A 22,162-nucleotide genomic window follows, 5' to 3' on the forward strand; every position below is an offset into this window, starting at 1 on the left:
CCGCGCCGCGGGCCTTATTCCCTCCGCCGTCGTATGTACTAGGCCGCGCGGGTAAGCCCTGCCGCCTGGTCCGCCTGGTAGCGCTGGATGACGGCCAGGGCCAGCGCGTCGATGGAGTCCGTCATCGGTACATCGAATTCCGGGCGCCGATCGTGCGGGATCGCCAGCGGCAATTCGGTACAGCCCAGGGCGACCGCCACGGCGCCACGCGATTCGAGCAGGCGCACGCAGGCGGCGGCGGGTTCGTAGGCTTCGGACAGCCGGTTGGCCTTGACCGCCAGAATCGACTTGGTGCAGTAGGCGACCTGTTCTTCCTCGGTCGGCACCACGCATTCGTAACCGTGGCGCTCCAGATGACGTTGGTACAGGCCCAGGCGCAGGGTGGCTTCCGTGCCCATCAGGCCGATGCGGCCTTCTCGTATGCCGCGCCGATGCAGGTCTTCCACCACGGATTCGATGATGTGCAGGACGGGCGCGCGCGACGCCTCGACCATATCGTCGTACCAAAGGTGGGCGGTATTGCAGGGAATGGCAATCAGCCGCGCGCCGCTGTCGTTCAGGAAACGAATGCCGCGCAACAAATACGGCAGCGGGTCTTCGCCGCCTCGAGTCGCGGCGGTGCGGTCGGGCACCCGGGGATCGTTCAGCAGCACGGCCGGGATATGGTCCTGGTCGCGTTCGGCGGGGGTGAGGGCGGATAGCCGCAAGGCGAAGGCGGCTCCGGCCATCGGGCCCATGCCGCCCAGGATGCCGAGATAGCAGCCGGGATGCGCGTCGTTCAATGCAATGACTCCGGTTTTCGGGTGGGGGCCAGCACGAGTCCGGGCCGCTCGGGGCCCGCGGCGCCATCGTTCCAGACCCGGCGTCCGTTGACCCATACGCCCAGGATGCCCTCGCTGACCTGAACGGGCTGTTCGAAGGTCGCGCGGTCGGACACGCGGTCGGGGTCGAACAGCACCAGATCCGCATAATAGCCCGCCCGCAACAGCCCGCGCTCGGCCAGCCCGTAGTTGCCGGCGGCCTGGCCGGTCATCTTGTGCACCGCCTGTTCCAGCGACAACAGCGACTGTTCCCGCACCAGCGTTCGCAGCACATTGGTGAAGGTACCCCATTGGCGGGGGTGCGGATGCGGATCGAAGGGCAGGCCGTCCGAACCCACCATCGCCAGCGGATGGGTCATGATGCGCTTGACGTCCTTTTCGTCCAGCAGGAAGTAGATGGCGCCGGCGGGCGACAGTTTTTTCAGGGTCTCCTCGTCGCTCAGTCCCAGTTCTCGCATGACATCCGCGAAGTCGCGGCCCTTGGCTTCGGGATAGCCCTTGGACCAGGTGATCAACGTGCGGCGGGAGATGCGCACGCGGTCCAGGCGCAGCATGGTGGATGTCGCCGGATAGGGGTGGCAGTCCAGGCAGACGGGCTGCATGGCACCTGCGCGCTGCATCAGCGCCAGCGTTTCGGCCGAACGCCCGTGGTTCTTTTCCCCCGCCAGCTTGTGGTGCGAGAACACCACCAGGCAATCCAGCGCGCGGCCGATCGCCAGGGCTTCCTCCATGGCGGGCACGATGTGGTCGGCCTCGTCGCGCAGATGGGTGGCGTACAGCCCGCCATGCGCGCGGATGGGCGCGCCCACGCCGATGATCTCCTCCGTCGGGGCGTGCGCGGCGGGAGGATAAAAAGTGCCGGTGGACATGCCGAACGCGCCGGCTGTCATGGCTTCTTCCATCATCGCGCGCATGGCCGCGATCTCTTCATCGGTGGCGGGACGGCCGGTATCCGCCATGGCGGCGACGCGCAGGGTAGTGTGGCCGACCAGCGGGATGACGTTGACCGCTGCGGGCGCCGCGCGCAGCGCCTCCAGCCAGCCGGCGAATGTCTTGAAGCGGAACAGCGACGGCGGGCCGAGCAGGTCCAGCGGCTGGGGAATCTGTTCGGAAACCAGCGGCGCCAGGCTGACACCGCAATTGCCCGTCACCACCGTGGTAATGCCCTGCGAGACCTTGGGCGTCATATCCGGATGCGCCAGCAGGTAACCATCGTCGTGGGTATGCGAGTCGATAAAACCGGGAGCGACCACCAGGCCATGCGCGTCCAGCGTCTGCGCGCTGGAGGATTCGAAGCTGCCGATGCCGGCGATGCGCTCGCCGGCGATGGCGACGTCGGCCACATAGCGTTGCGCGCCGCTGCCGTCGATCACGGTAGCTCCGCGCAGAATCAGGTCGGCATCCATTTCAGTTCTCCATTACGCTTCAAACGACCCGCCTCCCAAGGGAACGGGCATCACAGATTGCACCACGACAGCCCCACACAGGCCATCGAAAGACAGCCGCGCAGCACTCCCGGGAGTAGAAAAAAACCGGTGCCCCCCAACCCGGGACGCCGAGGATCCGGCTCCGCCGGTCCTCCAGCGTCGCCCCCTTGAGGGGGAAGCGCGCAGCGCTTCGGGGGTGGGGCTTCCCCCCGGTTCTCCAGCGTCGCCCCCTTGAGGGGGAAGCGCGCAGCGCTTCGGGGGTGGGGCTTCCCCCCGGTCCTCCAGCGTCGCCCCCTTGAGGGGGAAGCGCGCAGCGCTTCGGGGGTGGACCTACCCCCCACGCAAAGAACAGGTGCTGCCGATCGGGGACGCCGAGGATCCGGCTCCGCCGGTCCTCCAGCGTCGCCCCCTTGAGGGGGAAAGCGCGCAGCGCTTTCGGGGGTGGGCTCTCTCTAATCCAGTTTCTCGATCTTCGCGGTGTCGATGATCTCGCGCCACTTGGCGGTCTCGCTGTTCATCAGTTTCTTGAAGTCCTCCGGGCTGCCGCCGGCGGGCAGGGCGCCCAGGGTGGCCAGGCCTTCGCGTACTTCAGGGGCCTTCAGCGCCTGCGCGATATCGGCGTTGATCTTGGCGATGATGTCCTTGGGGGTGCCGTGCGGGGCCACCACGCCGCCCCAGGCCACGGTTTCGTAGCCCTTCAGGCCGGATTCGTCCAGGGTGGGCACGTCCGGGAACATGTCCAGCCGCTTGAGGCTGCTGACGCCCAGCGCGCGCACCTTGCCGCTCTTGACCAGTGGGCCGGCCTCGGAGGAATTGGCGAACAGATAGTCGATGCGTCCGCCCAGCAGATCCTGGATGGCCGCGGGGCCGCCGTTGTAGGGGATGAACATGACGTCGATCTTGGCCATGCTCTTGAACAGTTCGCCGCCCATGTGGCCGGTAGTGCCGACGCCGGGCGCGCCGTAGGACAGCTTGCCGGGGTTCTTGCGCGCCAGGGCGATCAGGTCCTGCACGCTGTGGGCCGGCGAATTCTCGGGCACGATCAGGATGTTGTAGAGGTCGAACATGTGGATGACCGGTTCCAGGTCCTTGTCCACGTCATACGGCAGTTTCTTGAACAGCGACAGATTCACGGCCAGCGTATTGATATTGCCGTAGCCGATCGTGTAGCCGTCCGGCGCCGCGCGCTTGATCAGGTTGATGCCGATGTTGCCGGCTGCGCCCGGACGGTTTTCCACGACGATCGATGCATTCGTCTGCTTGGCCAGCTGGGTGGTGATCAGGCGCGAGAGCACGTCGGGGGACCCGCCGGCGGCGGACGGGACGATGAAGGTGACCGGGTGGTCCGGCCAGTTTGCGCCCGCGGCGGCTGCGCTGCCGGCAACGGCGGCCAGGGCCGCCGCCAGGGCCCAGCGGCGAAACTGCGTGAACATGGACATGGTCAATTCCCCTTGTTTGGTTTGGATACGAGGTGGTGAAACGCGACACCGTAACACCGGGCCAGCGCCGGTCGCATATCAAAAAATATCGAAAACCTATAATCGCGCGTTATCCAACCCCCACGGCGCGCCCGGCGATATCGCCGCATGAGCGTGCCGCGAAACCGGACCAGGCATGCACGAAGACGATCCGACGCTGGAAGCAGGCGCGCCCCGCGGCGGCGATGCGGGCGCGCGGCCGCCGCTGAACCTGCGGCAGATCGAGGTGTTCCGCGCCATCATGCTGTCCGGCTCGATCAGCGGCGCGGGCCGCATGCTCCACGTGTCACAGCCGGCCATCAGCCGCGTGCTGGCGCTGATGGAAAGCCGGCTGCGCTATCCCCTGTTCGAGCGTTCCCGCAGCCGGCTGGTGCCCACGGCCGAGGCCCGTCGCCTTTATGCCGAAGTGGAGCAGGTCTACGGCGGCATCCAGCGGGTCAACGCGCTGGCGACCAGCCTGGGCGAGGCCGGTGCCGGCATGCTGCGGGTCGTGTCCAGCGCCAGCTTCGGCCAGCGCATGATTCCCACCACGCTGCGCGAGTTGCGTGCCGGCAAGGCGCACGTGCGTGTCGATTACCGCAGCGCCACCTACGATGAACTGGCCGGGTATTTCCTGAGCGGCCAGGCGGACATCGCCGTTTCCATGCGTCCGCCGGATCATCCCAATCTGGCGGCGATCGAATTGGGCCACAGCGAGGTGGTCTGCATCCTTCCGCCGGGCCATGCGCTGGCTGCCCGGTCCGTGATACGGCCGGAGGACTTCTCCTCGGTGGATTGGGTGGGCTACCCCGCCGAGGCGCCGCTGGGCCGGGTGTTGGCGGAGTTCTTCGGCGGCACCCCGTCTCATGCGGCCGCCATGGAAGTGCATTCCCCCGTGACGGCGGCGGCCTTCGTGCAGCAGGGCCTGGGCCCCGCCATGGTGGACGCCTGGTGCGTCGGCCCCGAGTTGCGCCGCTCCGTCGCCGTCCGGCCGATCGCGCCGGCCGCCCGGGTGGGCATCTGGGCCACGTATTCGGACTTGCAGCCCTTGCCGCTGATGGCGCGCCGCTTCCTGGCAGTGCTGCGCACGGTCATCGATGGGGAGCCGGCACCGGTTTTCGGCGATCCCGTTACGTCCTGATGCGCCCGGCGGCGCGGTGGCGGTGTACAGTTTTTGGGACCGCGGGGGGGACTCGCAGGGGAGCGCCGCCATGACCCACTATGAACTGATCGGCTCGCGCGGTTGCGGCTCGGCCATCGTCGAGGCTGCGCTGCGGCTGGCCGGGCTGGACAGCCGCATCACCGATATCCCTTACCTGAAGCCCGGACCGGGACGCGACCGCCTGCTGCGGCTGAACCCGCTCGGCCAGGTTCCGACGCTTATCCTGCCCGGCGGTGCCGTCATGACGGAAAGCGCCGCGATGATCCTGCACCTGAACGACGCCGCGCCCCATGCGAATCTGGCGCCGGCGGGGGGAGGCCTGCCACGCGCGCGTTTCTTCGAACTGCTGGTGCGGTTGGCCGCGGCCATCTATCCCACGTATACCTACGGCGACGACCCGGTGCGTTGGACGCTGGAAGGGGACGCGGCGCGCAAGTTGCGCGAGACAACCGATGCGCGCCGCGAATTGCTCTGGCGCACGATCGAAGAGCAGGTCGGCGAACCGCACGTGCTGGGAGAGCAGCTCAGTGCCCTGGACCTGTATGTGACCGTCATGACGCACTGGCGCCCACGGCGGGCATGGTTCGACGAACACTGCCCGCGCCTGGCGGCGGTGGCCGACCAGGCGGCCGGCCATCCGCGCATCCGTGACGTACTGCACCGGCATTTTTCCGGCGCGGGCGATTGATCCCTGCCGCATCGCGCGGCGTCGCCTCGATGCTGGCCTGGTTTCGCCCTGACGCCCCGTGGGCATGGGGGCGGCTGGCGTCGCGGCATCCCGCGCGATTGGACAAGTGCGACGAATTCGTCCTACTGTAACGCCCTGGCGCTGCGCCGTTTTTTTTGCCTGGGGATGTCTTCGGGCCGGTCGCCACGCTTTGTCCTTACGCATCATGACTTCGCCATCGACCGGGCGCGACGCGCCGCCGCCGCGCCATACACGCGGCACGCCAGGCTATCGCAACACCAACTGGGCACTGTTTGCCGCCGGCTTTTCCACATTCTCGCTGATGTACTGCGTGCAGCCGCTACTGCCGCTGTTCACCGGGCATTTCGGCGTCACGCCCACGCAGAGCAGCCTGTCGCTTTCGCTGACCACCGGCCTGCTGGCATTGGCGATCTTCATCGTGGGCTTCTGGTCCGCCAGGTTGCCGCGCAAGGGCATCATGGCCGCCTCGCTGTTCGCGTCGGGCATTCTTACGCTGGCGGCGGCGCTGACGCCGACATGGCATGCGCTGCTTGCGGTGCGGGCCTTGCAAGGGCTTGTGCTGGGTGGCGTGCCCGCGGTCGCCATGGCCTATCTGGCAGAGGAAGTCGCACCCTCGGATCTGGGATTCGCCATGGGGCTGTATATCGGCGGCAGCGCTTTCGGCGGCATGGCCGGGCGCGTCATGACCGGCCTGTTGGCGGACTATTTCGACTGGCGTGTCGCGATGATGGTGGTTGGCGTGCTGGGGATCGGCTCGGCCATCCTGTTCGTCATGAGCCTGCCGGCCTCGCGCCACTTCAGGCCGCAACGCGGCGGAGGCTGGCAGGCCGCGCGCGCGGGCATCGTGACCCATCTGGTCGATGTCAACCTGTTGTCGCTGTTCGCGCTGGCGTTCCTGCTGATGGGCGGGTTCGTCACGGTTTACAACTACGCCGGCTTCCGCCTGCTGGCACCGCCATATTCGCTCAGCCAGGCGACGATCAGCGCCATCTTCACCGTTTACGTGGTGGGGATATTCGCCTCGGCGCTGTTCGGCCGCCTGGCCGACCGCCACGGACGCGGCCTGATGCTGTGCCTGGGCGTGGGCACCATGCTGTTGGGAACCCTGCTGACGCTGTTGTCCCCGCTGGCGATGGTCATTGCGGGCGTGATCCTGGCCACATTCGGTTTTTTCGCCGCGCATGCCGTCGCCAGCGGCTGGGTCGGCCAGCTGGCGCGCGGGTACAAGGCCCAGGCGGCGTCCCTGTATCTGCTCGCCTATTACCTGGGTTCCAGCGTGCTGGGCTCGGTTGGCGGCAAATGCTGGGAGGTCGCTGGCTGGAACGGCGTGGCGGGCTTGATCGGTACGCTGCTGGTGCTGGGCCTGGGCCTGGCGTGGCGCCTGTATGCCGTTATTGGCGCGAGCGCCCCGGCCGCATCGTCTCGCGCAGGATGATGCTCAGGCCCGCGGCGACGATGACCGCCGCGCCGATGCAGGTCATGGCGTCGGGCGTCTCTTGCCAGAACACCCAGCCCAGAAGGGTCGCCCAGATCAGCCCGGTGTAGTCGAACGGGGCGACTACCGACGCCGGCGCGATGCGGAAAGCCTGGGTGATCAGGGACAAGCCCAGCGTACTGAAGAGCGCGACGCCGGCGAAAAATGGCCAATGCGTGGGATCGGGGGTGTGCCAGAACCACGGCAGGGTCGTCGCGGCGCAAACCAGCTGCGCCGCAACGATATGGAAGGCCATGGTCAAAAAGCTTTCGCCATGCCCGATGGCGCGCGCGCTGATCATCATGGCGGCGTACAGCACCGCCGTTACCAAAGGCAGCAAGGCCGCCGGCTGGAAGCTGGCGGTTCCGGGCCGCACGATCAGCAGCACGCCCAAAAAGCCCAGGACGATGGCACCCCAGCGCAGGGCGTCGACCCGTTCCTTCAGCACCACGACCGATAGCAGCGTGACGCATAACGGCGCCGCGAACGAGATGGCCGTGGCTTCGGCGAAGGGCAGATAGCGCAGGCTGGCATAGAACGCACTGGCGGATATCACATTGATCGCGCCGCGCAGCAAATGGATGCCGGGGTGGCGCGTCCGCAGGGCGTGCCTGCCTCCGAGCGCCAGCACGATCGCGCCGATGAAGGGCAGGGCGATCGCGCAGCGCAGGAAGAGGATCTGCGTGGGCGGGTACGTGGCCCCCAGCCACTTGGCGATGGCGTCGCTGATCGTCAGGCACAGCATGCCGCACAGGATGTATAGGATCCCGGCGCTCGCCGTCGGGCGGGCCGTGGAAGGCATCGGCATGACGGGGCTCAGGTGTTCGCCATCGTGCGCCAGGCCTGCCAGGCGACCAGGGCCCAGGCGGCCAGGAATGCCACGCCGCCCAGCGGCGTCACCGCGCCCAGCCAGCGGACGCCGGTGCCGGACAGCACATACAGGCTGCCGCTGAACAACACGATACCGGCGAACATCAGCCAGCCGGCCGCGGTCCAGAGCGCCGATCCATGTCCATAGCGGGCGCTGAGGGCGGCAAGGGCCAGCAGGCCGAGGGCGTGGGCGATCTGGTAGGTGACGGCGGTGTGCCAGACGGCCAGCATTTCCGGGGACAGTACGCGGCGCAGGCCATGCGCGCCGAAAGCGCCCGCGCCGACAGCCAGGAACATATTCAGGGCGCCGAGGAAAACGAATATGCGATCGGTCATGGCGGGTAGTTCTCGGGAGAGGGCGGGGAATCGTCCGTCCCCGATTCTACAACGGCAGGCATTGTCAGCGATGCGGCACGTCGTCCAGCGACCGCAGGTTGCGCAGCTCCGGGTACCACCACATCCACAAACCCGCGACCGCGATGGTGCCGAAGCCGCCCAGCACCACCGCGGCCACCGCACCCGTGGCCTCGGCCATGACGCCGGCGCGGAATTCGCCCAATTGGTTGGAGGTGCCGATAAACAGCATATTGATGGCGCTGACCCGCCCCAGCATGTCGTTGGGGGTATTCAATTGGACCAGCGAGGAACGCACCACCACGCTGATGGAATCCGCCGCACCCAGCAGGACCAGCGCCGCCACGGAAACCGGGATGGAGCGGGAATAGCCGAAGACGATGGTGGCCAGGCCGAACAGAAAGAGGGCGCCGAAGAGGGTCATGCCGATATTGCCGCCCAGGTTCTTGCGGCCCAGGAACAGCGCCGTTGCCGCGGCTCCCGCGGCCGGCGCCGCGCGCAGCGCGCCCAGGGCCCAAGGCCCGGCCTGCAGGATGTCCTTGGCGAAAATCGGCAGCAGGGCGGTGGCCCCGCCCAGCAGGACGGCGAACAGGTCCAGCGATAGGGTGCCGAACAGGATGCGGCGGCTGGCGATGAAGGTAAAGCCCGCGAACAGGCTTTGCCACGTGGTGGGTTCCTTGCGTACCGGCGGGCCTTCCGTCTTCATGCATAGCATGGAGACCAGGCCCGCCCCGTAGCAGGCCGCGGCGGCGGCGTATACCCATCCCGCTCCCAGCGCATATCCCACACCGCCCAGCGCCGGGCCGGCGATCTGCGCGACCTGGTTGGAAGAGGCCGACAGCGCCGTGGCCCGCGGAATCAGGAAGCGCGGCACGACCGAGGGGATCAGCGCGGGCAGGGTGGGCGATTCGAATGCGCGCGCCGAGCTGATCGCGACGATGGCCGCGTACACGATCTGGTGATTCGCCTCGCCGCTCAGGGACACCGCCGCAAGCACGATGGCCGCAAGCGCTTCGACGGCCATGCATATCGCGACGATCCTGCGCCGGTCGTAGCGGTCGGCAACGTGCCCCACCACCAGCGTCAGGACCAGCATCGGCGCGAATTGCGCCAGGCCGATCAGGCCCAGGTCCAGCGCGCTGCCGGTCAATGCATAGATTTGCCAGCCGACGGCGACGGAAACCATCTGAAAGGCCAGCGAGGCGGCGAAGCGGGCCGCCAGGAAATGGGCGAAGGCCGGCCGGGCGAGCAGGCTGTCGTTATTGTCAGGCGTGGCCATGTATGCGGCATCGCTCTTCGACGAAGGAGCCGCCGATCGTAAACGAAAAATAAACGGACCATAAAACGCCGGGGGGCCGCGGACGCCAGGGACGCGTTCAGAATGGCGTCAAGTTTCGAAGGTGGACGGTGGTCTCTTGTCGTGATACTTTGCGCTCGCCTTCGCGGGCGCGCATGCCGCGCATCAACCGCCGTCCTGTCTTTGCCTGCGGGAGCAGGGATGTACCCGATTTTCGTCTCCAAGCCGGCGGCCCGATCCGCCGATGGCCGCGGTCCCAACCGTTGGGATTGGGCTCTGCTGCCCCTCGTCCTGGGCGTGCTGGCGGCGTTGGCCTTCGGCGCGTCGCAGATGGCCAAGCCCTACGCGGTGGGTACGCCCCTGCCGATATCACTGGACCCGGCCTACCTGCCGTACTACCTTTTGCGCACCACCCTGCGCATGTTCATGGCGCTGGCCGCGTCGTTGTTGTTCAGCTTCGTCTTCGCCGCGATCGCGTCCAAGTCGCGCACGGCGGAAAAAATCCTGGTTCCGATGGTGGACATCCTGCAGTCCATTCCCATCCTGGGCTTTTTGTCGATCACGGTCACCGGGTTTATCGCCCTGTTCCCGGGCAGCCTGCTCGGCGTGGAGTGCGCAGCCATTTTCGCCATCTTCACGTCGCAGGCGTGGAACATGGCGCTGAGCCTGTATCAATCGATACGCACGGTGCCGTCGGAGCTGAACGAGGCGGCGCGCGTGTTTCGCCTGAGCGCCTGGCAGCGCTTCTGGCGGCTGGAGCTGCCCTATGCCACGCCGGCCCTGCTATGGAACATGATGCTGTCGATGTCCGGCGGATGGTTCTTCGTGGTGGCCTCCGAAGCCATCACCGTATCCAACCAGGATATCAAGCTGCCCGGCATCGGCTCGTACATCGCGGTCGCCATCGACGCGCAGAACGTGCATGCGATCGTCTACGCCATCATTGCAATGGCGATCGGTATCCTGTTGTACGACCAGCTTTTCTTTCGCCCGTTGCTGGCATGGGCCGACAAGTTCCGTTTCGAGGATACGCAAAGCAATACCGCGCAGCAGTCGTGGGTGCTGGACTGGCTGCGGCGCGGCCGGCTGACGCGGGCGTGCAGCGAAGCGATGGCCGGACAGGCCCAACGCGTGCTCGGCTGGTTCCGCCGCGAATATGACGGAACGTCCGTGCGCGCGCGTGTGCGCACGCGCAGCACTTATGTCGAGCGCGCCGTGGATGCCGTGCTTACCGCACTGGCCTTGATCGCCGTGTGGCGGCTGGTGATCTTCGTGCATGCCGAGGTCGGCTGGGCGGAAGTCCTGCGCGTGTTCGGCTTCGGCCTGATCACCCTCGTGCGCGTGCTGGTGCTGATCGTCCTGGCGTCGCTCGTATGGGTGCCGGTGGGCATCATGATCGGCCTGCGCCCGGCGTGGTCGCAACGGGTCCAGGCGGTGGCGCAACTGCTGGCCGCTTTCCCGTCCAACCTGCTTTTCCCGCTGGCGGTCATCGTGATCGTCGCCTTCGGGCTGAATCCGGAAATCTGGCTGAGTCCGCTGATCATCTTCGGCACGCAGTGGTATATCTTGTTCAACGTGGTCGCCGGCGCGACCACCATCCCGAGCGAATTGCGCTACGCCGCCGACAACCTGGGCCTGAAAGGCTGGCTGAAGTGGCGGCGCTTCTACCTGCCGGCGGTTTTCCCCAGCTTCGTGACGGGCGCGATCACCGCCAGCGGCGGCTCCTGGAACGCCAGCATCGTTGCCGAGGTCGTTACCTGGGGCAAGACCACGCTGACGGCAACGGGCCTGGGCGGCTATATCGCGGACATGACTTCGCGCGGCGATTTTCCGCGCATCGCGCTGGGCATCGGCGTCATGTGCGTTTTCGTGATGGGTTTGAACCGGTTGCTGTGGCGCCGGCTGTATGTGTTGGCGGAAAAGTGGAGCAGATAGCGATGATGGCCCAAAACAATCTGCTGGAGCTGACCGGGGTCAGCAAAATGTTCCGTACCGCCGACGGCGCGGCGCGGTCGGTTTTGGAAGGCGTCGATTTCCATTTGCGGGATGGCGAGATCGTCGCCCTGCTGGGCAAGTCCGGATCCGGTAAATCCACGCTGCTGCGTATCATGGCCGGCCTGATCCCCGCCGATCACGGCAGCGTCCGCTATCGCGGACAGCCGCTGTACGGTCCGGCCGCGGGCATTGCGATGGTGTTCCAGTCCTTCGCGCTGTTCCCGTGGTTGACGGTGCGGCAGAACGTCGCGCTGGGCCTGGAAGCGCAGGGCGTGGCGCCGGCTGAACGGGAACAGCGTGCCGAGGCCGCGCTGGAGCTGATCGGCCTGGCCGGTTTTGGCGGCGCCTTGCCGCGCGAGTTGTCCGGCGGCATGCGCCAGCGGGTCGGCATTGCCCGGGCCCTGGCGACGAATCCGGACGTGCTGCTCATGGACGAGGCCTTCTCCGCGCTGGATGTGCTGACCGGCGAATCGCTGCGCGACGACATGCTGGAGCTGTGGGAAGAGCGCCGCATGGGCACGCGGGGCATCCTGGTGGTGTCGCACAACATCGAGGAAGCCGCCGTGATGGCCGATCGCATCCTTATCTTCGCCAGCGATCCCGGCCGCGTGCGCGATGAAATCCACGTCACCCTGCCGCGCCCCCGCAACGCGGATTCACCGGAAGTGCGGGCACTGGTGGACCAGGTCTATGCGCTGATGACGGCCAAGCCGCTGCCGGCCTCGGCCGCCGGCGCGCCGGCCGCGCCGGTCCACCAGGCCTATCGCCTGCCCGATGCCAACGTCGGCACCATGGAAGCGGTATTGGAGCTGCTGGCGGAACCCCCGCTGAACGGCAGGGCGGATCTGCCGCGCCTGGCGGAGGAAGCCGGCCTGCCCGACGAGGAATTGTTCCCGGCCTACGAGGCCCTGGGCCTGCTGGGCCTGGCCGTCGTCGAGCAGGGCGATATCGCGCTGACGTCCGTGGGAAGGCGCTACGCCGGCGCCGAACAGCAGGAGCGCCAGGAAATCTTCGGGCGGCAATTGCTGGCGCATATTCCGCTGGCGGCCAACATCTGCCATTCGCTGCAGCAGGAGCCCACCGGCGAATTGCCCGACAAGCAGTTCCTGGACATGCTGGAGGAATTCCTCAAGGCCGACGAGGCCGAGCGCGTGCTCAGGGTCGCGGTCGAATGGGGCCGTTACGGCGAAGTCTACGCCTACGACTATCACACGGGCCGCCTGCACCTGCCGTCCACGCCGGTGGAGTGATCTCAGCCTTCGCCGGCCTGCACAAGGCGGATGCGGGTGATCTCCGACGGCGCGCCGACGCGCTTGGGCGGTCCCCAGTAGCCGGTGCCGCGGCTGGTATAGACCCATAGCCGGCCCATTTTTTTGAGGCCGGCGGTGAAGGGCTGCTGCAGGCGCACGAAGAAGTTCCACGGCAGGAATTGGCCGCCGTGCGTATGTCCGGAGATCTGCAGCGTGTAGCCCATGGGTTCGGCCGCGATGGCCGTGCGCGGCTGGTGGGCCAGCAGGATGCGGACGGTCGCGTCGGCCGGCGCGCCCAGCAGGGCGCCGCGCGGATCGCTGCGCTGCGCGGGATCGAACTGTTCGGCCGTGTAGTCGGTGACACCGGCCAGGACCAGCCGGGCGCCGTTGTGAGAGATGACCACATGGCGGTTGGACAGCACGGTCAGGCCCAGGCGCTGGAATTCCGTCACCCATTCGCGGGCTCCGGAATAGTATTCGTGGTTGCCCGTGACCAGATAGGTGCCGTAGCGGCCCGTCAGGCCACCCAGCGGCGCGGTATGCGGGGACAGTTGTTCCACCGTGCCGTCCACCACATCGCCGGTGATGGCCACGATATCCGCGCCCATGGCGTTGACGGCCCCGACGATGGCTTCGACATAGGGCCGCCGGATGGTCGGGCCGACGTGCACGTCGCTGATCTGCGCGATGGTGAAGCCCTCCAGCCCCCGCGGCAGGCCGGCGATGGGCACGTCCACCGTGACCACGCGCGCCAGGCGCCGCGCATTGAACAGGCCCACCAGCGTGATCAGCAGCGCCAGCGCGGGCACGGCCAGCGCCGAGTCCGCCCGCAGCGATGCCAGGCCATGGGGCAGGCCGCGCAGCGCTTCCGCGGCCCAGGCGACAGCCAGAAGCACATCCCGCAGCAGGGTAATTACCAGCAGCGAAGAGAAAAACCCCATCGCCATCAGGCCTATCCATGCCGCCTGGCGCGACCAGCTCAGGGCCATTTGCCGGGCGCGCGCGCCCAGCGGGATCAAGATGCAGGACGCCGCCAGATACAGCGCGGCAAGCCAGCGGATGCCATCGGCGACGGGAGCGTCGGGAATGAGGCGCAGCCCGATGTATACGTGCAACAGGACGCCAATGGCGAGAATGCGGGTAATGAAGGAAGGACGGGGCATGCGTACGTAGCCTTTGCCGAATTGAAAAATAGTCGGCGCGCCCTCATTATCCCGTATGGCGGCGTCTGGCCGCGTTTTTGTCGCCCCCCGGGGCAGCCCGTGTGTAAATCGCCGCGAGAACGGATTTGAAAGATATCGAGACCCTGCTGCTGGAGTACGGGCCGCTGTTGGTATTCCTGAACGTACTGCTGGAGCAGGCCGGCCTGCCTATCCCGGCCTATCCGCTGCTGATCGTGGCCGGCGCGCTGATCGCGCATGGCGATTTGTCATGGCCGCTGACACTGCTGGCCGCCGTGCTGGCCTGCCTGATCGCCGATTCCGGCTGGTATGCAGGCGGCAAGCGCTTCGGCAGCGGCTTGCTGAGTACCGTCTGCCGCGTATCGATTTCGCGCGATTCCTGCATACGGCAGACGCAATCGCTTTATTGGCGCACCGGTCCGCGCGTACTGCTCGTCGCCAAGTTCCTGCCGGGTGCCAGCGCGCTTTCCACCGTCATGTCCGGATTCGCCGGCCTGCCTTTCGGCGTCTTCGCGGCCTACGATGGGATGGGGGCGCTGATCTGGGCCGGTTCGGCCCTGCTCATAGGCATTATCTTCAACGACATGGTGGGCCAGGTGCTGGGCGTCCTCGGCGCCTACGGCGGATATGGCCTGCTGGCCATCGCCGTGATCCTGGCCGGCTATCTCGCCTATCGCTGGATGCGCCGCAAGCGCACCATCCGGCGTTTCGCCCACGTGCGCCGGGTCACGCTGGATGAACTCGACGACATGCAGGCACGCGGCTGCGTGCCCGTGCTGCTCGACGTGCGCGCCAGCAGTGACGATCCCTTGCCCGGCGCCATCGCGATCGACCCGCGGGGACCTATCGGCGAGGAACCCTATCACTGGCCCCTGGACGCGCATATCGTCGTGTATTGCGCTTGTCCGGAGGAAATCTCGGCGGCTGTCCTGGCCGACCGGTTGCTGAAGGCCGGCTACCGCAATGTCTGCGCCCTGGCCGGCGGCTATGAGGCCTGGCGCGCGAGGCAAGGCGCGGCGGACGCCGTGTCCCCCGCGTCGGTCCGCGTGTCCGGCGGTTGAGCCGCGATGGCCAGGACGCCGCGTCCCGCCGCTACCGACGCGCCGTCGCTGCAGAGCCGGCGCGATATCGATCCCACCGTGGCGGAATTCCTCGACGCCCTGTGGCTGGAAGACGGGTTGTCCCGCAACACGCTGGGTGCCTATCGCAACGACCTGGCGGCCTTCGACGTCTGGCTGCATGAACACGACGGCCGGCGCATTTCCGAGGCACGCACCGGCGATATCGAAAGCTGGTTCGCTTCCGTCCATGCCGATACGCGGCCGACCACGGCCAACCGGCGCCTGTCGGCGCTGCGGCGCTATTTCCAATGGGCCTTGCGCGAACGGCGGATTGCCTTGGACCCCTGCCTGTCCGTGCGATCCGCCCGGCAGCCCCTGCGCACGCCCAAGATCCTGTCGGAGTCCCAGGTCGAGGCGCTGCTGCGCGCGCCGCGGGTGGAAACCGAGCTGGGACTGCGCGACAAGGCCATGCTGGAGACCCTGTACGCCACCGGGCTGCGGGTGTCGGAGCTGGTCGGGCTGGCCGCGCTGGACGTCAACCTGAACGAAGGCGTGGTCCGGGTGGTGGGTGGCAAGGGCGGCAAGGACCGGCTGGTGCCCCTGGGGGCGGAAGCAGCGCATTGGGTGGATCGCTATGTGAAGCATGCGCGGCCGCTGCTGCTCGCGGGGCGTATGTGCGATGCGTTGTTCGTCACCGTGCGGGGCGAGGCCATGCACCGGCAGACCTTCTGGCTGATGGTGGGCCGTTATGCACGCGAAGCCGAGATACACGCGCCGATTTCACCGCACGTCCTGCGTCACGCTTTTGCCACGCATCTCGTCAACCATGGCGCGGACCTGCGCGTGGTCCAGATGCTGCTGGGCCACGCGGATATATCCACCACGCAGATCTATACGCATGTCGCGCGCGAACGCTTGAAGACGCTGCATGCGCAGCACCATCCGCGCGGCTGATCCGCCGCCAGGGTTGCCAGCTTCCGGTGTTGACGGGCCTAGCGCGTCTTGCGGAAGGTCAGGTTCACGCGGCTGTCGCCGGTAGCCGGGTGCAGGCCGTCGCGCAGCGGCGCGATGCCGTGGAACGCCAGGCGCGAGGGGCCGCCCCAGACGGCGACGTCTCCATGCACCAAGGGAAAGCGGCGTGTGGGGTCCGCGCGCTGCAGGCCGCCGAACAGGAACGTGGCCGGCAAGCCCAGCGACACCGATACGATGGGCGCGCGCAGATCCAGTTCGTCGCGGTCCTGGTGCAGGGTCAGCCGGGCGCCGGGACGGTAAAGGTTGATCAGGCAGGCCTCGGGCGCGAAATCCGCGTATCCCGCGCGCGCGGCCGCCTCGCGCGCCAGCTCCGCCAGGATATCCGGCATGGCGGGCCAGGGCTGGTCGCTGAGCGGATCCCGCGGTCCATAACGGTAGCCCCGCCGATCGGATATCCATCCCTGCGCGCCGCAATTGGTCATCGCCACGGACATCCGCTGTCCGCCGGGGGTGATCAGGTGGCGGAACGGCGCCGCGGCGGCGATTGCCTTGACCGCGGCCAGCAAAGCCGGCGCGCGGGCGCAAGCGTAGCGGCGCAGCAGCACCGCGCCGGGGGCGATGGGTTCGTCCCAGGGAGCTTCCTCATCCGGGCTGCCGAACAGGTCGCCCGACGAGGGCGGGGGAGTGTGGGCGGGCATGCGCGCATTGTAGGTCCGGCGGGGCGCCCGCAAGCGGCGCGGCACGGCAAATCGGGAAGCGGTTCTCGCGCCGCGCGAGGCATCGCCGCGCAAGATGGCCGGCGCGGTTCCGGCGCTAGTAGAATAGGCTTCGATTTTGATGCAGGCGTGATCACCATGGAAGATACTTTCGACTTTCCCGAGCGGCTGACCAGCGGCTACCAGGATTTTCTCGCCGGGCGTTTCCCCGCGGAGCGCAACCGGTACCGCCAACTGGCGGAAGGGCAGAACCCCGAAATCATGGTCATCGGCTGCTGTGACTCGCGCGTCGCCCCCGAATTGATTTTCGATGCCGGTCCCGGGGAAATGTTCGTGCTGCGCAACGTGGCGAACCTGGTGCCCCCCTACGAGCCCGATTCGCATTACCACGGTACCAGTTCGGCCATCGAATTCGCCGTCAACGGATTGAACGTCAAGCACATCGTCGTCATGGGCCATGCTTCCTGCGGCGGCATCCGTTCGTACTACGACGATGCCGAGCCCCTGGCCAAGGGCGACTTCATCGGCAAGTGGATGTCGCAGATCGAAGCCACCGCCAGCAAGGTGGATCTGACCGGAGAACGCCAGACGGACCTGCGCCGGCTTGAACTGCGCGTCGTCGAGCATAGCCTGAAGAACCTCATGACCTTCCCCTATATCCGCCAGCGCGTCGAGCGCGGCGAACTGCAATTGCACGGTGCCTATTTCGGCGTGGCGACGGGCCTGTTGTTCATCCGCGATCCGCGGTCGGGCGAATTCTTCCCGTTCGGCGAAGGCCCCGGCGACGACAGCGCCGGCTAGGGCTTTCTTCATCCGGAAGGAACCTGCCTCGATGCCCGATTCATACTGCCCGCCGCGCCGCCGGCTGTTGCGTGCCCTGGGGGCGTCGGCTGCCCTGTGCGCCGCGCCCGCCGTACGGGTGTGGGCGCAGCCCGCGCCGCTGCGCATCGGCGTCATCGCCAGCGTGGCCAACGAAGCGACGGAAATCGCCATCGCCCAGGCCCGCGATGAAGGCGTCAACGCGAAGCTGGTGGAATTCGCCGATTGGGTGATGCCCAATGTGGCCGTCGCCGACGGCTCCATCGATGCCAATTACTTCCAGCACGAACCCTTCCTGGATCTTTTCAACCGCAGCCGCGGCGCCAATCTGCAGCCCATCGCGTACGGTTATTCGACCACCATGGGGCTGTTTTCCAAGAAGGTGAAGCGCGGCGAGCCCATGCCGCCGGGCGCCTCGATAGGGATCCCGTCCGATCCGGTCAATACGGGCCGCGCCCTGTTGCTGTTGCAGTCCATGGGATTGATCCGGCTGAAGGCTGGGGCCGCCGAACGCGCGACGCTGCTGGACGTGGAAAGCAACCCGCTGGACCTGAAATTCGTGGCCATCGAAGGGGCGCAGGCGGCGCGTGCCTTCGACGACGTGACGGCTTCGGCCACCTACACGACCTTCGCCAGGCATGGCGGATTGGGCGAAAAGGATGGGCTGGCGTTCGACAACGGCGACCCCAGCAATGTGCGGCGCTACGCGATACGCTGGGTGGCGCTGCCCGAGCATGCGCAGGACCAGCGGCTGCTGAAATTGATCTCCGTGTACCAGCGTTCGCCGCAGGTCAAGGAGGCGCTGCGGCGCCAGTACGGCGAGCTGATCGATTTTCCCTGGTAGGGCAGCGTCCCGGCACCCGGGTATTGCCCCCGGGTGCGCCCGCGCGGGATGCGGCATCGGCCGGTTCATGCGCGCGGCCTGCGGCACCGGCCGCTTCAGTCTTCCGCCGGCGTATCGCCCTCCAGCGTGAACAGGTCCCATACCGCGGTAAACAGCGCGGCGATCAGCGGGCCGATCACAAAGCCGTTCAGGCCGAACAGCGCCATGCCGCCCAGCGTCGAAATCAGGACCAGCCAGTCGGGCAGCTTGGTATCCTTGCCGACCAGGATGGGCCGCATGATGTTGTCGACCGTGCCGATCACGAGCACGCAGAAGGCAATCAGCCCCAGCCCCTGCCATAGCGCGCCGGTGACCAGGAAATACACCGCCACCGGCACCCAGATCAGCGCCGCTCCCACGGCGGGGAGCAGCGACAGGAAGGCCATCAGCACGCCCCACAGCAGGGATCCCTGTATGCCCAGCACCCAGAATGCCAGGCCGCCCAGCAGGCCCTGGGTGGCGGCCACCGCCACGTTGCCCTTGATGGTGGCGCGTATCACCGTCGTGAACTTGCGCGTCAGGTGCTGCTTGTAGGCCTCGCTGAGCGGGATCGCCCGGCTGATGCTGCGCGACAGGCCCGCGCCGTCGCGCAGCAGGAAGAACAGCAGGTACAGCATCACGCCGAAGCTGATGACGAACTGGAAGGTATCCTGGCCGATGCTGAATGCCTGCGTGGCCAGGAACTGGCTGGCCTGCACGGTCGCGGTGCTGAGCTTCTGCTGCAGGCTGCGGATGTCGGACAGGTCGAAGCGGTCCAGCAAGGCGTGCACGGACGGGGGCAGGGCATTGACGACGCGTTCGAAGTACACGCCGAAGTTCAGGTTGCCGGATTTGATCTGCTGGTAGAGCGCCGTGCCTTCCTGCACCAGGGAGCCGGTGATCAGGATCATGGGCAGGATGGCGATCAGCACGCAGAGCAGCAGGGTGATCAGCGCGGCCAGGTTGCGCCGCTTGCCCATGCGCGCCAGCAGACGGCGGTGCAGCGGCGAAAATATGATCGCCAGGATGGTGCCCCAGAAGACGGCGCCGTAGAATGGCCACAGTATCCAGCCGAAGGCGATCGAGACGGCCACCAACAGGAACAGGAAGGTCCGATAGTGCAGATTGGAATTGCTCATTGTTTGGGGGTTCCCGCGATAGCGCGCCCGACCCGTGCGGCCGGGCGCCATGCGCATGATGCCATTGTCGCCGGGCCACGTGCGCCATTTATGGCAGGAGGAAGACAGACATGACGGATTCCGTCGATCTTAAGGGTATCGGGCTGAAAGTCACATTCCCGCGCCTGAAAATACTGGATCTCTTTCGCAACAGCGAACAGCGCCATCTCAGCGCGGAAGACGTCTATCGCCACCTGATGAACGAAGGCGTTGAAATGGGCCTGGCGACGGTCTATCGCGTGCTGACCCAGTTCGAGCAGGCGGGGTTGCTCAAACGCAGCCAGCTGGGCGGCAACAAGGCCGTTTTCGAGCTGAACGACGGCGAACGGCATCATGGTCATCTGGTCAGTACCTCCACCGGGATCGTCGAGGAATTCGTCGACCCGGAAATCGAACGGCGGCTGCGGCAGATTGCCGACGATATGGGCTATAGCCTGACGGAATTCACGATCACCATATTCGCCACGCCCAAATAAGGGTCGTCGCGGGGCGATTCAGCGGCTGGCGGCGGCTACCTCGAAAAAGCGCGCGAGCAGGGGCGTGTCGTTTTCCTTGCGGTGCGCCAGCAGGATCTGGCTGCCGGCATCCGGCGTGTCCAGCGGGCGGTAGACCACGCCCGGGATGCCGGTTTTGGCGTAGGTTTCCGGCAGGATGGAAATACCCATTCCGGCAGCCACCAGGCCGACGATGGTGGCTCCTTCCCGGGCCTCCTGGCCAATCTGCAAGGCGAACCCGGCACGGCTGGCCAGGACGCTGACGTGCTCGAACAGGCCGCAGCCCAGGCCGCGCGGGAACAGGATGAAGGACTCGCCGGACAAGGCCGCCATCGACACCGGCGTGTCCTGGCGTGCCAGCCGGTGGCCCGCCGGCAGCGCGGCCATCAGCCGGTCGCCCCATAGCGTCAACACGCGGACGTCCGGCGGCGGGCAGAACAGGATGGACGGACGCAGGAAGCCCACGTCGATACTGCGGTCCGCCAGTGCCTGCAATTGCTGGCCGGTGGACATGTGCAGCAGATCCGCCTTGGCGGAGGGATGGCTGCTGCGGAAAGCCTGCACGATCCGGGGAAAGGCGTCGAACATCGGCACGGAGGCGGTGAACGCGATGCGGATTTCGCCCGCCTCGCCCTGCATTGCCTGGCGGACGACGTCGCCGGCCCGCTCCAGGTGTTGCAAGGCGCGCCTGGCCTGGTCCAGGAACAAGGTGCCGGCCTCGGTCAGCTCCACGCGCCGTTTGGTCCGGTGCAACAGCGTCGCGCCCAGTTCGTCTTCCAGGGATTTCACCTGCATGCTCAAGGGCGGCTGGCTGACGTGCAGGCGGCGGGCCGCCGCGCTGAAGCTAAGTTCCTCTGCCACCGCGACAAAGTAGCGGAGTTGACGGAAATCCATGGTTATTTGAAAAACATATGAATGTGCAACGGAAAAAGTATTGGACACTATAACTAAGGGTAAACCATTATGACGGCCGCAACATACTGTATTTTTTCAGAACTCTAGGAGACTCCGATGCGAGCTGACAGCATGCTGTCCAAATTCTTCCGCCGTCTGGCCCTGGCTACGGCCGTGGCCGGCACCGCGATGCCCGCGATGAGTCATGCGGCTGACTTCCCGTCCAAGCCCATCAAGATTGTCGTGCCCTATGCACCGGGCGGCGCCGTCGATATCGTCACCCGCCTGGTTGCCCAGAAGATGGGCGAAACGCTCAAGCAAAGCATTATCATCGACAACCGCCCCGGCGGGGCAACCAACATCGGCATGGACATCGTGGCGCGCGCGCCGGGCGATGGCTATACGCTGTTGACTGCCTCGAACTCCCTGGCCAGCAATGCCGCCCTGTTCACCAATCTGAACTTCGATCCCGCCAAGGACCTGATTCCCGTGGGTGCGATCGGCTACGCGCCGCTGGTCGTCGTGGTGCCCTCGTCGTCGCCCTTCAAGACCCTGCAGGATCTGATCGCGGCAGGCAAGGCCAGTCCGGACAAACTGACCTACGCGTCGGCCGGCAACGGCAGCTCGGGCCATCTGGCCAGCGAACTGTTGAAGGACGAAGGCAAGTTCAATGCGCTGCATGTTCCCTACAAGGGCGGCGCGCCTGCCATCACCGATATGCTGGGCGGACGCATCAGCTTCATGTCGATCAACCCGGTCGAGGCGATCCCCCACATCAAAGGGGGCAAGATGACCCCGCTGGCCGTGCTGGACAGCAAGCCCTCGGCGCTGTTGCCGGGCGTGCCCACGATCGCGTCGCTGGGCCTGCCCAATGCCGCGGCCTCGGTCTGGTGGGGCCTGTGCGCACCCAAGGGCACGCCGGCCGATGTGGTCGCCAAGCTGAACGACGCCCTGCAAAAGGCCCTGGCCGACACCGCCGTGCAGGCGCGCCTGTCGGAACTGGGCGCCGTCACCACGCCCGGTACCGCCGCGGATTTCGGCAAGTTCGTGCAGGACGAGACCGTGAAGTGGTCGCGCGTGATCAAGGCCGCGAACATCAAGGCTGATTGAGGGGCCCCACCCCCGAAGCGCTGCGCGCTTCCCCCTCAAGGGGGCGACACCAGCGGACC

The 22,162-nt window shown here is 66.8% G+C and carries 21 protein-coding genes; 11 read left to right on the forward strand and 10 right to left on the reverse strand.

Features of this window, described 5'->3' with window-relative positions; all coding sequences use genetic code 11:
* Positions 1-38 precede the first annotated feature (38 nt).
* From CAL28_RS13065 to CAL28_RS13075, 3 genes are all read right to left on the reverse strand, one after another.
* Positions 39-782, reverse strand: coding sequence for an aspartate/glutamate racemase family protein (locus tag CAL28_RS13065; protein WP_254926111.1), 744 nt, complete (start codon positions 780-782; stop codon positions 39-41).
* The gene (locus CAL28_RS13070; protein WP_094841790.1) at positions 779-2,227 is read right to left on the reverse strand and encodes an N-acyl-D-amino-acid deacylase family protein; all 1,449 of its coding nucleotides are present in this window, start codon (positions 2,225-2,227) and stop codon (positions 779-781) included. The genes CAL28_RS13065 and CAL28_RS13070 overlap by 4 nt, the downstream gene beginning before the upstream one ends.
* 473 nt (positions 2,228-2,700) lie before the next feature.
* The gene (locus CAL28_RS13075) at positions 2,701-3,681 is read right to left on the reverse strand and encodes a Bug family tripartite tricarboxylate transporter substrate binding protein (RefSeq protein WP_094844583.1); all 981 of its coding nucleotides are present in this window, start codon (positions 3,679-3,681) and stop codon (positions 2,701-2,703) included.
* 181 nt (positions 3,682-3,862) lie between these two features.
* On the opposite strand from CAL28_RS13075, the gene CAL28_RS13080 reads away from it, so the two are divergent.
* The 3 genes from CAL28_RS13080 to CAL28_RS13090 all read left to right on the forward strand — a co-directional run bounded on the left by CAL28_RS13080 (position 3,863) and on the right by CAL28_RS13090 (position 7,011).
* Entirely contained in the window at positions 3,863-4,846 is a 984-nt protein-coding gene (locus CAL28_RS13080) for a LysR family transcriptional regulator (RefSeq protein ID WP_094841791.1), read from the forward strand.
* Between the two features lie 70 nt (positions 4,847-4,916).
* Complete coding sequence (locus tag CAL28_RS13085) at positions 4,917-5,555, forward strand: glutathione S-transferase family protein (protein WP_094841792.1); 639 nt, start codon at positions 4,917-4,919, stop codon at positions 5,553-5,555.
* Positions 5,556-5,760: 205 nt separating this feature from the next.
* Positions 5,761-7,011 carry an MFS transporter gene (locus tag CAL28_RS13090; RefSeq protein WP_094841793.1) on the forward strand — a complete coding sequence of 417 codons (1,251 nt, stop codon included), beginning with the start codon at positions 5,761-5,763 and terminating at the stop codon, positions 7,009-7,011.
* On the opposite strand, the gene CAL28_RS13095 is transcribed toward CAL28_RS13090, so the two are convergent.
* From CAL28_RS13095 to CAL28_RS13105, 3 genes are all read right to left on the reverse strand, one after another.
* Complete coding sequence (locus CAL28_RS13095) at positions 6,968-7,852, reverse strand: DMT family transporter (protein ID WP_094844584.1); 885 nt, start codon at positions 7,850-7,852, stop codon at positions 6,968-6,970. The genes CAL28_RS13090 and CAL28_RS13095 overlap by 44 nt on opposite strands.
* Positions 7,853-7,866: 14 nt before the next feature.
* Positions 7,867-8,256 carry a DUF423 domain-containing protein gene (locus CAL28_RS13100; RefSeq protein WP_094841794.1) on the reverse strand — a complete coding sequence of 130 codons (390 nt, stop codon included), beginning with the start codon at positions 8,254-8,256 and terminating at the stop codon, positions 7,867-7,869.
* A gap of 64 nt (positions 8,257-8,320) precedes the next feature.
* The gene (locus CAL28_RS13105; protein ID WP_094841795.1) at positions 8,321-9,553 is read right to left on the reverse strand and encodes an MFS transporter; all 1,233 of its coding nucleotides are present in this window, start codon (positions 9,551-9,553) and stop codon (positions 8,321-8,323) included.
* A gap of 219 nt (positions 9,554-9,772) precedes the next feature.
* Between CAL28_RS13105 and CAL28_RS13110 the strand changes: the two genes are divergently transcribed.
* Together CAL28_RS13110 and CAL28_RS13115 are read left to right on the forward strand one after the other, a co-directional pair.
* Positions 9,773-11,506 (forward strand): ABC transporter permease, encoded by a 1,734-nt coding sequence (locus CAL28_RS13110; RefSeq protein ID WP_094841796.1) that lies wholly within the window; start codon positions 9,773-9,775, stop codon positions 11,504-11,506.
* A gap of 5 nt (positions 11,507-11,511) precedes the next feature.
* The gene (locus CAL28_RS13115) at positions 11,512-12,816 is read left to right on the forward strand and encodes an ABC transporter ATP-binding protein (RefSeq protein WP_094844585.1); all 1,305 of its coding nucleotides are present in this window, start codon (positions 11,512-11,514) and stop codon (positions 12,814-12,816) included.
* Between the two features lie 2 nt (positions 12,817-12,818).
* Here the strand turns inward: CAL28_RS13115 and CAL28_RS13120 are convergent, their stop codons facing one another.
* Positions 12,819-13,979: a metallophosphoesterase gene (locus CAL28_RS13120; protein WP_094841797.1), complete on the reverse strand. Its 1,161-nt coding sequence runs from the start codon at positions 13,977-13,979 to the stop codon at positions 12,819-12,821.
* A 125-nt stretch (positions 13,980-14,104) separates the two neighbouring features.
* Here CAL28_RS13120 and CAL28_RS13125 point away from each other — a divergent pair, with 125 nt between their 5' ends.
* Positions 14,105-15,058 (forward strand): rhodanese-like domain-containing protein, encoded by a 954-nt coding sequence (locus CAL28_RS13125; protein ID WP_094841798.1) that lies wholly within the window; start codon positions 14,105-14,107, stop codon positions 15,056-15,058.
* 6 nt (positions 15,059-15,064) lie between these two features.
* A complete protein-coding gene (xerD, locus tag CAL28_RS13130) occupies positions 15,065-16,012 on the forward strand; it encodes a site-specific tyrosine recombinase XerD (protein ID WP_094841799.1) in 948 nt (315 codons plus the stop codon).
* Between the two features lie 38 nt (positions 16,013-16,050).
* On the opposite strand, the gene alkB is transcribed toward xerD, so the two are convergent.
* Positions 16,051-16,728: a DNA oxidative demethylase AlkB gene (gene alkB, locus CAL28_RS13135; RefSeq protein WP_094844586.1), complete on the reverse strand. Its 678-nt coding sequence runs from the start codon at positions 16,726-16,728 to the stop codon at positions 16,051-16,053.
* 156 nt (positions 16,729-16,884) lie between these two features.
* Here alkB and CAL28_RS13140 point away from each other — a divergent pair, with 156 nt between their 5' ends.
* Both CAL28_RS13140 and CAL28_RS13145 read left to right on the forward strand, forming a co-directional pair.
* Positions 16,885-17,547 carry a carbonic anhydrase gene (locus CAL28_RS13140; RefSeq protein WP_094841800.1) on the forward strand — a complete coding sequence of 221 codons (663 nt, stop codon included), beginning with the start codon at positions 16,885-16,887 and terminating at the stop codon, positions 17,545-17,547.
* A gap of 31 nt (positions 17,548-17,578) precedes the next feature.
* Complete coding sequence (locus CAL28_RS13145) at positions 17,579-18,409, forward strand: MetQ/NlpA family ABC transporter substrate-binding protein (protein WP_094841801.1); 831 nt, start codon at positions 17,579-17,581, stop codon at positions 18,407-18,409.
* A 95-nt stretch (positions 18,410-18,504) separates the two neighbouring features.
* Here CAL28_RS13145 and CAL28_RS13150 read toward each other — a convergent pair whose 3' ends face one another.
* Entirely contained in the window at positions 18,505-19,566 is a 1,062-nt protein-coding gene (locus CAL28_RS13150; RefSeq protein ID WP_094841802.1) for an AI-2E family transporter, read from the reverse strand.
* A 110-nt stretch (positions 19,567-19,676) separates the two neighbouring features.
* Here CAL28_RS13150 and CAL28_RS13155 point away from each other — a divergent pair, with 110 nt between their 5' ends.
* Entirely contained in the window at positions 19,677-20,081 is a 405-nt protein-coding gene (locus tag CAL28_RS13155) for a transcriptional repressor (protein ID WP_066635603.1), read from the forward strand.
* An 18-nt stretch (positions 20,082-20,099) separates the two neighbouring features.
* Here the strand turns inward: CAL28_RS13155 and CAL28_RS13160 are convergent, their stop codons facing one another.
* Positions 20,100-20,993: a LysR substrate-binding domain-containing protein gene (locus tag CAL28_RS13160; protein WP_094841803.1), complete on the reverse strand. Its 894-nt coding sequence runs from the start codon at positions 20,991-20,993 to the stop codon at positions 20,100-20,102.
* 117 nt (positions 20,994-21,110) lie between these two features.
* Here CAL28_RS13160 and CAL28_RS13165 point away from each other — a divergent pair, with 117 nt between their 5' ends.
* Positions 21,111-22,103: a Bug family tripartite tricarboxylate transporter substrate binding protein gene (locus CAL28_RS13165; RefSeq protein WP_254926112.1), complete on the forward strand. Its 993-nt coding sequence runs from the start codon at positions 21,111-21,113 to the stop codon at positions 22,101-22,103.
* Positions 22,104-22,162 lie beyond the last annotated feature (59 nt).

Source organism: Bordetella genomosp. 11, from assembly GCF_002261215.1.
Taxonomy (GTDB): domain Bacteria; phylum Pseudomonadota; class Gammaproteobacteria; order Burkholderiales; family Burkholderiaceae_B; genus Bordetella_C.

Bases quoted from the DNA above. Each gene is read 5' to 3' on its own strand.
- CAL28_RS13160 (WP_094841803.1), bottom strand. From the start codon at position 20,993: ATGGATTTCCGTCAACTCCGCTACTTTGTCGCGGTGGCAGAGGAACTT.
- CAL28_RS13100 (WP_094841794.1), bottom strand. From the start codon at position 8,256: ATGACCGATCGCATATTCGTTTTCCTCGGCGCCCTGAATATGTTCCTG.
- CAL28_RS13120 (WP_094841797.1), bottom strand. From the start codon at position 13,979: ATGCCCCGTCCTTCCTTCATTACCCGCATTCTCGCCATTGGCGTCCTG.
- CAL28_RS13115 (WP_094844585.1), top strand. From the start codon at position 11,512: ATGGCCCAAAACAATCTGCTGGAGCTGACCGGGGTCAGCAAAATGTTC.
- CAL28_RS13155 (WP_066635603.1), top strand. From the start codon at position 19,677: ATGACGGATTCCGTCGATCTTAAGGGTATCGGGCTGAAAGTCACATTC.
- alkB (WP_094844586.1), bottom strand. From the start codon at position 16,728: ATGCCCGCCCACACTCCCCCGCCCTCGTCGGGCGACCTGTTCGGCAGC.
- CAL28_RS13070 (WP_094841790.1), bottom strand. From the start codon at position 2,227: ATGGATGCCGACCTGATTCTGCGCGGAGCTACCGTGATCGACGGCAGC.
- xerD (WP_094841799.1), top strand. From the start codon at position 15,065: ATGGCCAGGACGCCGCGTCCCGCCGCTACCGACGCGCCGTCGCTGCAG.
- CAL28_RS13145 (WP_094841801.1), top strand. From the start codon at position 17,579: ATGCCCGATTCATACTGCCCGCCGCGCCGCCGGCTGTTGCGTGCCCTG.
- CAL28_RS13150 (WP_094841802.1), bottom strand. From the start codon at position 19,566: ATGAGCAATTCCAATCTGCACTATCGGACCTTCCTGTTCCTGTTGGTG.
- CAL28_RS13095 (WP_094844584.1), bottom strand. From the start codon at position 7,852: ATGCCTTCCACGGCCCGCCCGACGGCGAGCGCCGGGATCCTATACATC.
- CAL28_RS13165 (WP_254926112.1), top strand. From the start codon at position 21,111: ATGCGAGCTGACAGCATGCTGTCCAAATTCTTCCGCCGTCTGGCCCTG.
- CAL28_RS13085 (WP_094841792.1), top strand. From the start codon at position 4,917: ATGACCCACTATGAACTGATCGGCTCGCGCGGTTGCGGCTCGGCCATC.
- CAL28_RS13105 (WP_094841795.1), bottom strand. From the start codon at position 9,553: ATGGCCACGCCTGACAATAACGACAGCCTGCTCGCCCGGCCGGCCTTC.
- CAL28_RS13140 (WP_094841800.1), top strand. From the start codon at position 16,885: ATGGAAGATACTTTCGACTTTCCCGAGCGGCTGACCAGCGGCTACCAG.
- CAL28_RS13110 (WP_094841796.1), top strand. From the start codon at position 9,773: ATGTACCCGATTTTCGTCTCCAAGCCGGCGGCCCGATCCGCCGATGGC.
- CAL28_RS13075 (WP_094844583.1), bottom strand. From the start codon at position 3,681: ATGTTCACGCAGTTTCGCCGCTGGGCCCTGGCGGCGGCCCTGGCCGCC.
- CAL28_RS13080 (WP_094841791.1), top strand. From the start codon at position 3,863: ATGCACGAAGACGATCCGACGCTGGAAGCAGGCGCGCCCCGCGGCGGC.
- CAL28_RS13090 (WP_094841793.1), top strand. From the start codon at position 5,761: ATGACTTCGCCATCGACCGGGCGCGACGCGCCGCCGCCGCGCCATACA.